Source organism: Halomonas pelophila (assembly GCF_040196315.1).
GTDB lineage: Bacteria > Pseudomonadota > Gammaproteobacteria > Pseudomonadales > Halomonadaceae > Halomonas > Halomonas pelophila.
The window spans coordinates 41,735-55,909 of record NZ_JBEGCI010000012.1 but is presented as its reverse complement, the minus strand read 5'-3'; the positions used below and the strand labels follow the sequence as shown (position 1 = coordinate 55,909).

Genomic DNA, 14,175 nt, shown 5'->3' with positions numbered 1-14,175 from the left:
GTCTTCCTCCGGGGCCTGCCTCATCTGCGGCCCCCACCCTCCGGCAGTGCACTTCCGCACTGCCGACCCACCTCTCAAGGAGTCACCGCGTTGGCCGGCAGCAGCCTACTGACCCTGATCGACGACATCGCTACGCTCCTCGATGACGTCTCGCTGATGACCAAGGTGGCGGCCAAGAAGACCGCCGGCGTGCTGGGCGACGACCTGGCGCTCAACGCCCAGCAGCTCACCGGCATCCAGGCCGACCGGGAGCTGCCGGTGGTCTGGGCGGTGGCGCGGGGTTCGCTCATCAACAAGCTGATCCTGATCCCGGCGGCGCTCGCGATCAGCGCCTTGATCCCCTGGGCGGTCACCCTGCTGCTGATGCTCGGTGGCGCCTACCTCTGCTTTGAAGGCGTCGAGAAGCTGGCGCACAAGTTCCTGCAGGGCGAAAAGGCGCAGGAGGAGCACCGCCGTCGCCTCACGGCCGTGGCCGACGAAACGGTCGACATGCGCGCCTTCGAGGCGCAAAGGATCAAGGGCGCGGTGCGCACCGACTTCATCCTTTCCGCCGAGATCATCGTGATCACCCTGGGAACGGTGGCCGGCGCGACCCTGGGCATGCAGGTCGCGGTGCTGGTCGGGATCGGCCTCGCGATCACCGTCGGCGTCTACGGGCTGGTCGCGGGGATCGTCAAGATCGACGACCTGGGCCTCTACCTGAGCCGTCGCGAGGGGCTGTCGGCGTCGATAGGGCGAGGCCTGCTGGCCGGGGCGCCCTACCTGATGAAGGGCCTGTCGGTGGTCGGCACCGTGGCGATGTTCCTGGTTGGCGGCGGCATCCTCACCCACGGCATTCCCGCGGTCCATCACCTGGTGCAGGGCGTGGCCGAGGCTCGACTCGACGTCCCGGGGCTCGATGCCGTGGTCCATGGCCTGGGGCCGTCGCTGCTCAACATGCTCTTCGGCCTGCTGGTCGGCGCGCTGCTGCTGGGCGCGGTGAGTCTGGGGCAGCGGCTATGGGCGAGCAGGGCAGGGTGAGGGCGTGCGGGAGTCAGGCCTCTCGGCGCGGTCTTTCGGCAAGGTGATGTCAGGTGCGAGGGGCGGCGTCCATCGAGCAGCCCTTGCGTCCGGCGCTGCCTTGCTCCTCCAATAGCCAGTCGCGGAAGGCACGCGGGGCGGGGCGCAGATGGCGGTGCTGCGGGGTCAGCAGCGAGAGTGTGCCGGGGCTCGGCAGCGACAGGGGCAGCGCCTGCACCAGGGTGCCCTGACGCAGGTCGGCCTCGAGCAGCTTGGCCCAGCCGAGCGTCACGCCCTGGCCAGCCAGGGTGGCGTTCATCAGCAGCTGAAAGCTGTTGGCTCGCAGGCGATGGGCCGGAGGGTGCCAGTCTAGTCCCTGGGCGCGATACCAGACCTCCCAGGTCAGCCAATCGTTATAGTGGTCCTCGACCACCAGCAGGGTGTGTCGCGCCAGCAGGTCGTCGGCGTCGTGGATCGCGCCGTGACGCTCCAGGTAGGCGGCGCTGCACACGGCGATTACCTCCTCGCCGCCGAACAGCGGCTCGGCCAGCAGGCCGGGCGGGTCGACCTCGCCCTTCAGGTGGTAGTAGAACGCCAGGTCGAACTCATCGAGATCGAGGCGGTAGGGGTCCTCAACGGTCAGGATGCGGATCTCGATCTCGGGATGGGCGCGCTGGAAGTCGGGTAGACGCCTCGCCAACCAGTGGGAGGCGATGGTTGGGCTCGAGGCCAGAGTCAGCTGTTGATCGTCACCGTGGCGGCGCAGCCGGGCGGTCTCGTCGCCGAGCTCGCGAAGCAGCCGCTGCACTACCCGGAAGTAGTGCGCGCCGGCCGGCGTCGGCCGCAGTCCTTCGGCGGTGCGTTCGAACAGCGGGCGCCCCAGGTCCTTCTCGAGGCGCTTGATCTGGCGGCTGATCGCGCTCTGGGTGAGGCTGAGCTCACCGCCGGCCTGGGTGAAGCTGCCGTGCCTGGCGGCCGCCTCGAAGGCGCGCAGGCACGTCAGGGGCGGCAGGGCATCACGACTCGGCATTGGGCTCTCGCTAAAGGGCAACAGGGCATTGCTGCCGAGAATACCATGCCCGCCCTGTTGCTCCGCCATGCCAACCCTCAGACCGCGCCGCGCGGCACTTCGGCCTTCCAGCGCCGGCGATGCACCTCCTCGCCTTCGTCCCGGGCCACCTGCTCGGCCTCCAGGAAGAAGGTGTCGGCATCCGCGCTCAGCCAGTAGCGGCTGTCTACCTCCACCGCGAACTGGCCCTCGCCCTCGTCGCGGCCGGCGCGATAGTGCCAGACGATCTCGGCGCGGGTGAGGTCCGCATCCTCGGGGTGGGCGGTGTAGGTCTCGCGGCAGCGCTGGTCGACCCACAGGCCGTGGTCGAGCAGGCGCACCGCTCCGAGGTCGTCCTCGACGATGGTGGTGACCGCGCCGCTGGCCACGTCTTCCTGCACCGTGCGCCGCGGTACCGGCTGGCGCAGTGTCTCGAGGCGAGCCTGGGGTGCCGACTCCGGCGGTGCGAAGGGGTTGGCGATCGTTTCACCGTGGAACACCGGCAGATCCAGGCGCTGCGCGCCGGGTATCAGGGTTAGAGCGGTGCGCCGGCGGCTGGGCCACAGCAGCGGGAAGTTGGCCGATGAGACCGAGACTCGCAGCCGGTGACCTACCGGCAGGCGGTAGCCCACCATGTCGAGCTCCAGTTCGACGTCGAGGGGCTCGCCCGGGGTCGGCGGATCGAGCCGGCCAAGGTCCTCGCGCAGCGCCAGGTTGAGCACCCCGTAGGTGATCATTGCCACCCGCCCGTCGGGGCCGATGTCGTTGAGGCGTACGGTGAGTTGGCCGCCGGCCTGGTCGCTTTCGAGCCTCAGGCGGACCCGCGGCTTGCCGAGGATCGATAACGGCTCGGCGACAGGCGCGCCGTCGAAGATCTGGGCGTAGGCGTCGTCGCGGCTCTGCTCAGCCGGCAGGTCGGGACCGAACCAGATGGCGCAGTACTCGCCCTGCTGGCTGCCGGCGGTCAGCGGCGAATCCACCACCCGCGGGCGCTCCAGGGCGGCCTCGCCCTCGACCAGGCCGGCATTGGTCAGCGAGTAGCGGTGCGGCTCGACCTGGCGGCTCGGCCAGCCCTCGGTGCGCACCCAGTCGCCGGGGCGTTCGCGATGCATGGGCTTGGGCGGCAGGCCGTCCTGCAGGTAAAAGGTGCCCGCCGGCTCGTCCATCACTCCGGTCTCCTCGCCCTTGAGCCAGTGGTCCCACCAGCGCAGCGCTTCCTGGAGGAAGCCGATCGCCGGGTCGGGCACGGCGAAATGCGGGTACTTGTGGATCCAGGGGCCGATCAGGGCCTTCTTCGGGCCATGCAGCTGCTCCATCAGCCGCGGGATGCTGTTCTTGTAGGCGTCGCCCCAGCCGCCGACGCAGTAGACGGCGGCCTCGATATCGGCGTAGTTCACCGCCACCGAGCCGTGCCGCCAGTAGGCGTCGCGGGTCTGGTGGCTAAGCCAGGTCTCGGCCATCAGCGGCATGTTGTCCAGGCGGTGCTTCCAGCGCTCCCGCCAGTCGTCGCCGACCAGCGCCGGGTCGGGGACCGCCGCCGAGAAGCTGAGCATGGTCGCCGCCCAGCCGAGGTTCTCGAGCAGCAGGTTGCCGCCCTTGTAGTGGATGTCGTCGGCGTAGCGATCGTCGGTGGAGCACAGGGTGATGATCGCCTTGAGCGGCTCGGGCCGATGCGCGGCGATCTGCAGCGAATTGAAGCCGCCCCAGGAGATGCCCATCATGCCGACCTTGCCGTTGCACCAGGGCTGGCGGGCCAGCCAGTCGATCACCTCGAGGCCGTCGGCCTGCTCCTGGGCCAGGTACTCGTCCAGCATCAGGCCGTCGGACTCGCCGTTGCCGCGGATGTCGACCCGCAGGCAGGCGTAGCCGTGGCCGGCGAAGTAGGGATGGGTCAGCTCGTCGCGCACCACGGTGCCGTCACGCTTGCGGTAGGGCAGGTACTCGAGGATCGCCGGCACCGGCGCCTGCTCGGCGCCTTCTGGAAGCCACAGCCGGGCCGCCAGGCGGGTGCCATCGGCGAGCGGAATCTCGAGGTGCGGGATCTCGCGCACCGCGTGGGGAAAGTCGTGCTTCACGTGCATGGTCAATGAGCGTCCTGTGCGGAGAGTGAGGGTGTGACAGTGGTGGTTGGCTGTGGCGCGGTCTGGGGCGCGTTCAGGGACTCCGGCGCCTTGAGCCAGACCCACAGCGAACCGCTGGCCAGCAGGATGATCAGCATCGCCGGCAGGCCGCCGAGATTGGAGAGCATCTTGACTCCGTCGATGCCGACGAAGCTGACCATCACCCAGGAGACGATGCCGACGATCACGCCCCACACCACCTTCATGCGCAGGCCGGCGTTGAGGTCGGAGTCGGCGGTCAGTCCGCGAGTGCAGAGGTTGCCGATGGCATCGGTCTGGGAGTCGGCGGCGGTGACGTAGGAGACGTAGGCGATGAACAGCAGCAGAGGAATCCAGATCCCGGCCAGCGGCAGCTCGCGGAACAGGGTGTAGAGCACGTGCTCGACCCCGCGCTCGTCGAGTACCGCGTGCAGGTCGATGCCGGTGCGCAGCTGGAAGTAGAGCGCCGCGCCGGAGAAGATCGTGATCCACACCGCGGCGAACAGCGCCGGATAGAGCAGGTTGACGCGCAGGAACTCGCGCACGGTGTAGCCCAGTGAGATCTTGCCGAGGAACAGCGCCGCGACCGGGGCCCAGGCGAACCAGATCGCCCAGTAGAAGATCGACCACCAGTAGGGCCACTGGTCGTTCCCGGCGGCGCCGGTGAACAGGCTGCGAGTGAAGAAGTTGTCCAGGAAGACGCCGAACGACTCGGTGCCGATCTGCAGCATGAACACCGTGGGGCCGAAGACGAATACGAACAGGCCCAGTGCCAGCAGCAGCCAAGCGTTGAGCGCCGAGAGCCGCGCGATGCCCTTCTTCAGGCCGCTGGCCGCCGAGAGCACGAAGGTCACCACGATCACCGCGATGATCACCCCGAGGCGCAGTGGGCTGGTGTCTCCGTCCAGGTACTGACCGGTCCCGCCGGCCAGGGTCAGCGCGCCCGTCCCCAGGGTCGAGGCCATGCCCGCCACCAGCGAATAGAGCGCCAGGGCATCAATGATCCCTGCATAGCGCAGGATGCGCGGCCCGAATACCGGCTCGAGCATGCTCGAGATCGAGAACTTCAGGCGACGGTTGTAGAAGGCCAGGGCGAAGATCAGCGCCGGCACCGCATAGATGGCGTAGGGAGTGAAGGTCCAGTGCAGGAACATCGTCGACATGGCGAACAGCGCCGCTTCGCTGGACTCGGCCTCGATGCCCAAGGACTCCGGCGGCCCCATCAGGTGATAGAGCGGCTCGGCGGTGGTCCAGAACAGCACCCCCACGGCGAGGGTGGTGCACAGGGTGATCGAGAACCAGCGCAGCTTGGAGAGTAGCGGTACGGCGTGCTCACCGCCGATGCGCAGCCGGCCCAGTGGCGAGACGTAGACCACCACGGCCAGCACCAGCAGGTAGAGGCTGCTCAGGCTGAACAGCCAGGAGAAATGGTCGAGGATGGCGTCATTGAGCGCGCTGGTGGTGGCCAGGAAGGACTCGAGGTCGAGATAGCTGGCGATCACGGCGCCCATCAACACCAGAAAGGTCGGCCAGAACACCAGTGGCCGAATCGAATTCCGCATAGTCATCGCTCCCGTTATCGTTATTTCCCGGCGATGCACCGGGTGCATGGCTGCGTACCTTAGCGGCTTATGTAGGCCTACCGGCAAGCGCTATCTGGGAATGGGGGTATGCGTGAAGGGAATGCGGCAGGTCGAGCAGCGGCGCTGCGCCATCTCAGTCATCGACTGCGGGGCGGGAGTGCGTGTGAGGGTAAAGTCATCGACGACGGTGGCAAGTGGATGCTGTACAGATGCCTACGGAGATCGCCGTCAAGGCGGCGCGGGCCTCGCATCGGCGAGCAATGCAAAGGGCCCCGCGATCTCTCGCGGGGCCCGATGGAGGAGCCGATGCGCCCGGCTAGTTCAGCTTGCCAGGGCGGCCACCACGGAGATCTCGACCAGCAGTTCCGGGCTCGCCATGCGGGCCTCCACGCAGGCCCGGGCCGGGGCCTTGCCCTCGGGCACCCAGGCGTCCCAGACGCGGTTCATCTCGTCGAACAGCGCCATGTCCTTGAGGTACAGGGTGGCGGACAGCAGGTGGTCACGGTCGCTGCCGACACTCTCCAGCAGGGCATCGACCTTGGCCAGCATGGTCGCTGTCTGGCCTTTGATGTCGGCGTGACGGTCCTCGGCCACCTGGCCGCACAGGTAGACGGTGTCGTGATGGACGACGGCGCGGCTCATGCGCACGCCGGTCTCGAAGCGTTGCAGGGTCATCTCAGTTCCTCGTCGGGGTGTCAGGGTCGTTCAGGCTGGCCAGCTCGCCCAGGCTGAGCGGTTTGATCGGGGGGCGGATGTGGTAATAGCCAACGGCGTCGACCGGCTCGCCGCACTGATCGGCGATTACCTGGGAGACCGTCAGGCCGCAGAGCCGCCCCTGGCAGGGCCCCATGCCGGCCCGGCAGAAGGCCTTGGCCTGGTTGGGGCCGCGACAGCCGGCATCGGCGATGCGCCGCAGCTCTCCCGCCGTGACCTCCTCGCAGCGGCAGACGATGGTGTCGTCCTCAGGCACCAGGAAACGCCGAGCCGGCTGGTAGAGCACATCCAGGAAGGGGCGGATGGCCAGCTGGGGCGCCAGTCGCTGGCGCAGCGGGGAGGCGAGGCGGTCGCGCGCCGAGGCGGCGATGTAGTCGAGCTGTTCGGCGATGGCCAGGGCGGACAGGCGTCCGGATTGCTCGGCGGCCATGGCGCCGGCAATGCCGCCGGAGTCGCCGGCCACGAAGATCCCCGAGCGCGACGTCTCGCCCCAGGCATCGAGGCGGGGGCGCCAGCATTGCTGGGCTTCGTCCCAGTCGTGCTCGAGCTCCAGTGCCCGGGTCAGCTGGACGTTGGGCACCACGCCCTGATGCACCAGCAAGGTCTGGCACGGTGTCTCGTGCCACTGCCCCGCTTGCCGGTAGCGCACTTGGGTCAGGCGCTCGCCATCGCCGCACTGGGCCTCCAGGCTCTCTACCCCCTTGAGGTGGGGAATGCCGGCGCGACGAATCTCCCTGAGCAGCCCCAGGCCCTTGGCCAGAAGCCGCGGGTTGCGCAGCGCGCCGGCAAGATGGCGCGCCGCCCGGCGCCAGTTGCTGCGTGGTGTCGTGTCGAGCAGCGCCTCGACGGTCACCCCGGCACGTGCCAGCTGAGCGGCGATCAGCAGCAGCAGGGGGCCGCTGCCGGCCAGAACGATGGGACCGGGAGGGGCCATGGCGCTGCTCTTGAGCAGGATCTGGGCGGCGCCGCCCGTCATCACGCCCGGCAGGGTCCAGCCCGGGAAGGGAACCGGACGCTCCTGGGCGCCGGTAGCCACCAGCAGTCGCCGGGTGCGCAGCCGCTGGCTGACGCCCCGGCGGGAGACGTAGAGGCTCAGGTCGTCTTCGACGCCCCAGACGGTGGTGCCCGGCCGGAAGTCCACGCCGGCCTGTTCGACGGCCTCGAGAAGGGCGCGGCCGTGATAATAGTCCTCGCCGAGGATGGCCTCGTTGGCCAGGGGCGTGCGGCCAATCGCCCGGTAGATCTGGCCGCCGGCCTCCTCCTGCTCGTCGAGCAGGGCGCAGCGCAGTCCCCGCTGGCCGGCTTCCGCGGCGGCGGCCATGCCGGCCGGGCCGGCGCCGATGATGATCAGGTCGTAGTCAGGCGACGCCATGGTGGTCCTCCCCGTGCATGTCGCGCGCTCCGCATTGCCGGCGAATCCGCATGCCTTCGCGCACGGGAATCATGCAGCCCTGCTGGTTGGGCGCGCCGTCGATCTCGATCAGGCACTCGAAGCACACCCCCATCAGGCAGTAGGGCGCTCGCGGTGCCTCGCTCGCCGGGGTGGTGCGGGAGGGCAGCAGGCCGGCGGCCAGCACCGCGGCGGCGGCGCTGTCGTGCTGACTCACCTCGATGGGGGTGTCCTCCACGAACACCGTCACCGTGGCCTGCGGCCGGCAGGGCAGGCGCTCAAAGGGCGAAGCGTTGGGCATGGAACACCTCCAGAGGCAGGTCGGTTTCATCGCGGGCGATCCAGTCCGCCAGCGGGCCTTCATGCAGGGCGCCGAGCGTCACGCCGCTGTGGCAGGTGACGAGATAGGCGCCGGGACAATCCCGGGAGGCCTCGTAGACCGGGTAGCCATCGGGCGTCATGACGCGCAGGGCGCCCCAGGCCCTGACCATCCTGACGTCGCGCAGCAGCGGGAAGAGGCGTACGGCGCGGTGGGCGATGTGTGCCATGACATCGGTGGTGGTGCCGCTGTCGAAGCCGACGTCCTCCTTGGAGTCGCCGATCTGCACGGTGCCCTCGCCGGTCTGGCGAACATGGCCGGTGGGATAGTGAAGGAAGGGCCGGACGCGTTCGGCGATCAGCACCTGGCCGCGATTGGGGAAGACCGGCGCCGACAGGCCGACCATCGGGGCGAGCTCGCGATTGCCGAGCCCCGCGGCCAGCACGACCTTGGCGCAGGACCAGTCGCCGGACGGGGTGGTGACCCGGAAGGCCTCGCCCTGGCGTTCGATGCCCTGGACGCGCCCGCCGTTCTCGATCACGCCGCCCTGGGCGCGGAAGCGCTGGGTCAGCGCGCGCAGCAGCAACAGTGGATTGAGGTGGCCGTCCTCGGGGCACCAGGTGGCGCCGGCGACCTCGTCACCGATGTCGGGGAAATAGTCGCGCACCTGGGCGAGATCCAGCGTCTCGTGGGGATAGTCGCCGCCCGCGGCGTCGCGCATCTTGGCCAGCATTTGTCGCCTGGCCTCGAGTTCTTCCTCGGTGAGGCACAGATAGAGCCCGCCGCGCTGCTGGAGCTGGACATCGATGCCGGTCTGCTCCTGCAGGCGCCGGGCGAGGTCCGGCCACAGTCGGGCCGAGCGGCGGGTGATGCTGGCATAGGCGGGCTGGGTATCGCCCTTGCCCTGGACCCACACCAGCCCGAAGTTGCCGCGAGAGGCGCGCAGGGCGACGTCGCCCTCGTCGAGCACGGCGACATCCAGACCATGGCGCTGGAGTCCCAGCGCGATGGCGATGCCGACGAGCCCGCCGCCGATCACGCATGCGTCGGCGCTACGCGAGCCGTTTGGTGGCCTTGGCGTCATCGTCGTTACCTGAATGATGGTCGAGAGGGGAAGGAGGCCCGGCCGGTTGGCCGGGCCGGGGTGTTCAGCGAATGGCCTCGTCGAGCACGGAGTTCGCCCATTCGGCACCGATGTCATCGAGGATGACCGGCCAGACGTTCTCGCGGACGAGCTTGGCGTGGCCGGCGATCTGCTCGTCGGAGACCGGCACGATGGTGGCGCCGGCGTCGGCCAGCAGCTGCTCGTTGCGTGCCTGGTCGGCCTCGGCCCCTTCCCAGCGCGCCGCCTCGAAGCGCTGCGCGGCGTCCTGGAGCGCTACCTGCTGCGCCTCGTCCAGCTCGTTGTAGATGTCCTGATTGATCAGCAGGTACCACATCTCGAAGTGGGTGTTGAGCGGCAGGTAGTACTCGGTGACGTCGCGGAACGAGGCGTAGTAGCCCTCGGCTCCCGAGCCCATCACGCCGTCCACCACGCCGGTCTGGACGGCGGTGAAGGCGTCGGAGAACGGCAGCGGCGAGCCGATATAGCCGATGTTGTCGGCCATCAGCTGGAAGGACTTCATGGGCGGCACGCGCAGCTTGGCGCCCTTGTCGGCGTTCGGGTCGGCGGCGTTCTCCACCTCGCTGTTCAGTGCCACGCCGCCGAAGTAGACCGGCCAGGCGCCCAGCACCTGGATGTTCTGTTCCGCATAGATCTTCTCGACCTCTTCGCGAAGCGGCGCGCCGTCCTGGAACACCTGCTGAGCGTCTTCCCAGCTCTGCACGAGATAGGGCAGGTAGGCCAGCTGGAAGCGCTTGTCGGCACCGGACGCCGGCGGCTGTACCGCCATGTCGACGGCGCCCAGGCCCACGCGCTCCTGCACCACCGTGTAATCGCCCAGGGCGTTGGCCGGGAAGAGGCGCACGTTCAACTCGTCGTCGGTGGCCGCCGAGACGTCCTCGGCGAAGGCCTTGGCGGCGTCGTCGATGGCCGTGTCCTGGGGGCGCACATGGGAGAGCTTCAGGGTGGTGGCCTCGGCGGCCGAGGACACGACGGCCGCGAGGGCGACGGCGCTAACAAGAGTTTTCATCTTGAGGGTTTTCATTGTTGTCTCCTGATGAGAGCGGATTGACGATCAATAGCCGAACAGGCCGGGCAGGAACTCGGACAGGTCGGGCCAGGCGGATACCAGCACCACCACCGGGATGTAGCCGAACAGGATCAGCGTCATGGCAGGCTTCACCACCTCGGTGAAGCGCACCTTGCCGATTCGGGAACCCAGGTAGAGGATGCTGGCGTAGGGAGGCGTCACCCCGCCCATGGCGGTGTTGACGCCCATGATGGCGGCGAACTGCACGGGGCTGACGCCCAGCGCTTCCATCAGCGGAAGCAGCAGCGGCGCCGTGAGGATGATGGCGGTGATGTCGTTGACGATCATGCCGATGAAGAACAGCAGCAGGTTGATCAGCAGCAACAGCACCAGCTTGTTGTCGGTGATCTGGAAGATCATGTCGACCAGCGCCTGGGGAATGCTCTCCATGACGTAGATCTGGCTGAGCATCAGGCTGAACAGGATCATGATCAGGATGGCGCCGATGGCGGTGGCCGATTCCTTGCCGGACTCCAGCAGGGTCCGCCAGGTCAGACCGCGGTAGATCCAGAACCCCACCGGCAGCGCATAGATGACCGCCACGGCAGCGGCCTCGGTCGGCGTCATTATGCCGCCGTAGATACCGCCGAGGATGATCACCGGCATCAGCAGGGCCGGCAGGGCATGGCCCGTGCGACGCCCGGCATCCCGCATCATCTGGTCGAAGGGCAGGGGCTCGTCCAGGACCAGGTCGAACTTGCGCGACATCACCATGTTGACGAGACAGAAGTTGAACATGATCAAAAGGCCGGGCCCCAGAGTGGCCAGGAAGCTCGCCAGGATCGAGGTGTCCGTGACCCAGCCATAGACGATCATGGTGACGCTGGGGGGAATCAGCAGGCCGAGGATCGACGAGTTGGCAATCAGGGCGGTGGAGTAGGCGCGCGGATACCCCTTGCGCTCCATCTCCGGGATCAGGAGCGGACCGATGGCGGCGATGCCGGTCAGGCCGCTGCCGGAGATCGCGCCGATGATGGCGCAGCTCACGGCCGCCACGGCGCCCAGGCCGCCACGGATACGCCCGACGAAGACGTTGACGAACTTCAGCAGGCTGCCGGCGATGCCGCTCACGCTCATCAGGGTGCCGGCGAAGACGAACAGCGGGATAGCCAGCAGTATCGGGTTCGTCAGCTGACTGAAGCCCCATACCATCATGCCGCGCATGGTGGCTTCGCCGACCAGGGTCATCACCATCAGGGCGGCGCCGAAACAGAAGGGCAGGGGGACGCCGATGGTCAGCAGGAGAATCAGTACGGCAAAGGCCAGCAGGGCGATCTCAATCATGGGAGGTGTCCTTCTGGGAATCGGTAAGTACCCGGAACTCGTGCACCTCGGAGGTCTCCGGATAGTCGGGATCTGCGGGAGCGTGATCCGGGCGCTGGCGGAAGCCGAAAAGGAAGGCGAGATTGCGCAGCAGATGCCAGAGGGTAAAGGCGATCATCAGCACCAGGCCGAGGAACAGAGCCGATTCATAGAGAATCGTGGGCAGGTAGAGGGTGGGGGTCTCCTTGTCGACGCGCAGCGCGTAGGTGAAGTAGTCCCAGGCCCAGAGCGTGAGCCAGATCGAGACCACGATGCTGACGGTGTCGGCGATGGCCTGCAGCAGCGCACGAGCGCGATCGGACTTGAGGAAGATATCCAGGACATTGGCGCGGATCTGGGTGTCTTCCCGTGACGCGTTGACGCTGCCGAGGATGTAGAGCCAGATCGTGGGAATGATCGCGACCTCCTCGAGCCCCATGATCGGCGTCTCTAGGAGGTAGCGGGTAATGACCTGGATGAACTGGCAGATCGCGACGGTGCTGATCAGCAGGGTAAGGGTGTAACGAAAGAGTCGTTCCATAGGACCGTTCTCGCTTGTTGTGGTTGTCTGCCGGGGCCGTGCGGCATACCCGCCAATGTTGGGTGGGGCGATATATAACATCAAATCGTTTATATGTATGATTTGATAACACTGTGTTGTTATCTGCGGGGCCGGCATGCCGAAATTGACCTATCGCCAGATCGAGGCGTTTCGCGCGGTGATGATCAGCGGTACCACCAGCGGGGCCGCCGAGATCCTGTGCGTCTCCCAGCCGGCCGTGAGTCGCCTGCTCGCCGATTTCGAGAGCACGGTAGGGGTGGCGATGTTCGAGCGGCGTCGACGTCGTCTCCATCCGACGCCCGAGGCACGGTTCTTCTTCGAGGAGGTAGAGCGCGCCTTCGTCTCCCTCGAGCACCTGTCGCGCGCCGCCGAAGAGCTAAGGGAGTTCCACCTCGGCTCGTTGAGGATCGCGTCCATGCCGGCGGCATCGGTCGAGTTCCTGCCCGATCTGACGGATCGGTTCAGCCAGCAGCATCCGGGGGTGTCGATCTCCCTGCAGGTGCGCAGTACCCAGCAGGTGGTCGATCTGGTGGCCACGCAGCAGTTCGACCTGGGGGTGATATCGGGCATCCCGCTCGATGACCCCGCCGTGGAGGAGCGCACCCTGGCCGACAGTCGGCTGGTGTGCGTCTTGCCGTCGGGGCATCGCCTGGCCGACAGGGAGGTCATCGTGCCGGAGGATCTCGAGGGCGAGGTGTTCGTCTCGCTGGGGTCGGAGCAGAGCCTTCGCTACACCATCGATGGCGTCTTCGAGCGGGCCGGCGTCAGGCGCCAGTTGCTGATCGATACGCAGCTACACTATGCCGCCTGTGCCTTCGTGCTGGCGGGGTCGGGGGTGTCGCTGGTGGACCCCATCACGGCCTGGCACTATCGACGGCTGGGGCTCGTCGTCCGGCGCTTCGAGCCGCGGGTGCAGTATCGCTACAGCGTGATCTTGCCGCGGCAGAGGGGAATTTCGGGCCTGACCCGCTCATACCTCGCCCTGCTGGACGAGTCGCTGCAGAGGCTCGAGATCGAGTCGGAGGGGCTGTTCGAGGTGGGGGCGCGCCGTTAGGAGCGACCCTCACTCGGTCGCGGCGCTCGGCGTGATCGTCCCCTCACTGGGAAGCCCTGTATCCAGCCGCCGCGCGACCGCGCCGTCGCCGTGTCTCTCGACGGCTCGCTGTCAATCCAGCTCCTGCACGCCGCCGCCGGAGACGGTGAGGATCTGGCCGCTGATCCAGCTCGACGCCGGCGCGCACAGGAACAGCGCCGCGTTGGCCATGTCCTCGGGTTCGCCGAGGCGCTTGAGCGGGGTGTGAGTGAGCATCCGGGCTTCGATCTCGTCATTGAGCACGGACATCAGGGCCTCGGTGCGGGTCGCACCCGGGGCGATGCCGTTAACCCGGATGTTCTTCGGCCCGAGGTCGAAGGCGATGTTGCGCACCAGGTGGCTGGCCGCTGCCTTGGAGGAGCCATAGGCGGCCATGCGCCGGTTCTTGTTCTCGGCCGACATCGAGGTGATGGCGAGGATCGCGCCGCCCCCGGCCTTCTCCATCTCGGGGGCGGCCAACTGGGCCAGGCGGAACAGCGAGAAGACGTTCAGGTCGTAGGCGCGGCGAAACTCCTCCATCGGCATGTCGAAGGGCTTGGGGCCGCCGCCGCCGGCGTTGCTGACCAAGAGCGTCAGCGCGCCGAACTCGGCGACGGCCTGTTCGACGATGGTCGCCAGGTCCGCCTCGCGGGTGACGTCGCAGGCGGCGCCCACCGCGCGCCCGCCGCCGTCGGTGATCTCCCTGGCCACCTGCTCGGCGGCCTCGGCGTGCAGGTCGGTGACCAGCACCGCGGCGCCGGCCTGGGCGAAGGTCTCGGCGATGGCGCGGCCGATCCCGCCGCCGGCACCGGTCACCAAGGCGACCTGGCCGTCCAGGCGGAAATTCTGTGGATCAAACATCGGCGTGACTCCTGTCGGGGCGCGAGTATCCACA

At 67.8% G+C, this 14,175-nt stretch carries 13 protein-coding genes; 2 read left to right on the top strand and 11 right to left on the bottom strand.

Translation table 11 applies throughout. From position 1 onward, the window contains the following. The first annotated feature begins 90 nt into the window (after nucleotides 1–90). Entirely contained in the window at nucleotides 91–1,020 is a 930-nt protein-coding gene (locus tag ABE957_RS13675) for a DUF808 domain-containing protein (protein ID WP_349759235.1), read from the top strand. 49 nt (nucleotides 1,021–1,069) lie between these two features. Here the strand turns inward: ABE957_RS13675 and ABE957_RS13670 are convergent, their stop codons facing one another. From ABE957_RS13670 to ABE957_RS13625, 10 genes are all read right to left on the bottom strand, one after another. Next, nucleotides 1,070–2,029, bottom strand: coding sequence for a LysR substrate-binding domain-containing protein (locus ABE957_RS13670; protein WP_349759234.1), 960 nt, complete (start codon nucleotides 2,027–2,029; stop codon nucleotides 1,070–1,072). Between the two features lie 77 nt (nucleotides 2,030–2,106). After that, nucleotides 2,107–4,128 carry a CocE/NonD family hydrolase gene (locus ABE957_RS13665; protein WP_349759233.1) on the bottom strand — a complete coding sequence of 674 codons (2,022 nt, stop codon included), beginning with the start codon at nucleotides 4,126–4,128 and terminating at the stop codon, nucleotides 2,107–2,109. 2 nt (nucleotides 4,129–4,130) lie between these two features. Next, the gene (locus tag ABE957_RS13660; protein ID WP_349759232.1) at nucleotides 4,131–5,708 is read right to left on the bottom strand and encodes a BCCT family transporter; all 1,578 of its coding nucleotides are present in this window, start codon (nucleotides 5,706–5,708) and stop codon (nucleotides 4,131–4,133) included. A 342-nt stretch (nucleotides 5,709–6,050) separates the two neighbouring features. Further along, on the bottom strand, nucleotides 6,051–6,404 hold the full coding sequence (locus ABE957_RS13655) for a RidA family protein (protein ID WP_349759231.1): 354 nt from the start codon (nucleotides 6,402–6,404) through the stop codon (nucleotides 6,051–6,053). 1 nt (nucleotide 6,405) lies between these two features. After that, the gene (locus tag ABE957_RS13650; protein ID WP_349759230.1) at nucleotides 6,406–7,815 is read right to left on the bottom strand and encodes an FAD/NAD(P)-dependent oxidoreductase; all 1,410 of its coding nucleotides are present in this window, start codon (nucleotides 7,813–7,815) and stop codon (nucleotides 6,406–6,408) included. Further along, on the bottom strand, nucleotides 7,802–8,134 hold the full coding sequence (locus ABE957_RS13645) for a (2Fe-2S)-binding protein (protein ID WP_349759229.1): 333 nt from the start codon (nucleotides 8,132–8,134) through the stop codon (nucleotides 7,802–7,804). Before ABE957_RS13645 ends, ABE957_RS13650 begins: the two co-directional genes overlap by 14 nt. Beyond that, nucleotides 8,112–9,236 (bottom strand): NAD(P)/FAD-dependent oxidoreductase, encoded by a 1,125-nt coding sequence (locus ABE957_RS13640; protein ID WP_349759228.1) that lies wholly within the window; start codon nucleotides 9,234–9,236, stop codon nucleotides 8,112–8,114. Before ABE957_RS13640 ends, ABE957_RS13645 begins: the two co-directional genes overlap by 23 nt. A 64-nt stretch (nucleotides 9,237–9,300) precedes the next feature. Then, nucleotides 9,301–10,299 (bottom strand): TRAP transporter substrate-binding protein DctP, encoded by a 999-nt coding sequence (gene dctP, locus ABE957_RS13635; protein ID WP_349759227.1) that lies wholly within the window; start codon nucleotides 10,297–10,299, stop codon nucleotides 9,301–9,303. A gap of 30 nt (nucleotides 10,300–10,329) precedes the next feature. Then, entirely contained in the window at nucleotides 10,330–11,628 is a 1,299-nt protein-coding gene (locus tag ABE957_RS13630; RefSeq protein ID WP_349759226.1) for a TRAP transporter large permease, read from the bottom strand. Beyond that, nucleotides 11,621–12,187, bottom strand: coding sequence for a TRAP transporter small permease (locus ABE957_RS13625; RefSeq protein WP_349759225.1), 567 nt, complete (start codon nucleotides 12,185–12,187; stop codon nucleotides 11,621–11,623). The genes ABE957_RS13630 and ABE957_RS13625 overlap by 8 nt, the downstream gene beginning before the upstream one ends. 136 nt (nucleotides 12,188–12,323) lie before the next feature. Between ABE957_RS13625 and ABE957_RS13620 the strand changes: the two genes are divergently transcribed. After that, on the top strand, nucleotides 12,324–13,262 hold the full coding sequence (locus tag ABE957_RS13620; RefSeq protein ID WP_349759224.1) for a LysR substrate-binding domain-containing protein: 939 nt from the start codon (nucleotides 12,324–12,326) through the stop codon (nucleotides 13,260–13,262). Between the two features lie 111 nt (nucleotides 13,263–13,373). Here the strand turns inward: ABE957_RS13620 and hdhA are convergent, their stop codons facing one another. After that, a complete protein-coding gene (hdhA, locus tag ABE957_RS13615; RefSeq protein WP_349759223.1) occupies nucleotides 13,374–14,141 on the bottom strand; it encodes a 7-alpha-hydroxysteroid dehydrogenase in 768 nt (255 codons plus the stop codon). Nucleotides 14,142–14,175 lie beyond the last annotated feature (34 nt).

Bases quoted from the DNA above. Each gene is read 5' to 3' on its own strand.
- ABE957_RS13670 (WP_349759234.1), bottom strand. From the start codon at position 2,029: ATGCCGAGTCGTGATGCCCTGCCGCCCCTGACGTGCCTGCGCGCCTTC.
- ABE957_RS13665 (WP_349759233.1), bottom strand. From the start codon at position 4,128: ATGCACGTGAAGCACGACTTTCCCCACGCGGTGCGCGAGATCCCGCAC.
- ABE957_RS13660 (WP_349759232.1), bottom strand. From the start codon at position 5,708: ATGCGGAATTCGATTCGGCCACTGGTGTTCTGGCCGACCTTTCTGGTG.
- ABE957_RS13655 (WP_349759231.1), bottom strand. From the start codon at position 6,404: ATGACCCTGCAACGCTTCGAGACCGGCGTGCGCATGAGCCGCGCCGTC.
- ABE957_RS13650 (WP_349759230.1), bottom strand. From the start codon at position 7,815: ATGGCGTCGCCTGACTACGACCTGATCATCATCGGCGCCGGCCCGGCC.
- ABE957_RS13645 (WP_349759229.1), bottom strand. From the start codon at position 8,134: ATGCCCAACGCTTCGCCCTTTGAGCGCCTGCCCTGCCGGCCGCAGGCC.
- ABE957_RS13640 (WP_349759228.1), bottom strand. From the start codon at position 9,236: ATGACGCCAAGGCCACCAAACGGCTCGCGTAGCGCCGACGCATGCGTG.
- dctP (WP_349759227.1), bottom strand. From the start codon at position 10,299: ATGAAAACCCTCAAGATGAAAACTCTTGTTAGCGCCGTCGCCCTCGCG.
- ABE957_RS13630 (WP_349759226.1), bottom strand. From the start codon at position 11,628: ATGATTGAGATCGCCCTGCTGGCCTTTGCCGTACTGATTCTCCTGCTG.
- ABE957_RS13625 (WP_349759225.1), bottom strand. From the start codon at position 12,187: ATGGAACGACTCTTTCGTTACACCCTTACCCTGCTGATCAGCACCGTC.
- ABE957_RS13620 (WP_349759224.1), top strand. From the start codon at position 12,324: ATGCCGAAATTGACCTATCGCCAGATCGAGGCGTTTCGCGCGGTGATG.
- hdhA (WP_349759223.1), bottom strand. From the start codon at position 14,141: ATGTTTGATCCACAGAATTTCCGCCTGGACGGCCAGGTCGCCTTGGTG.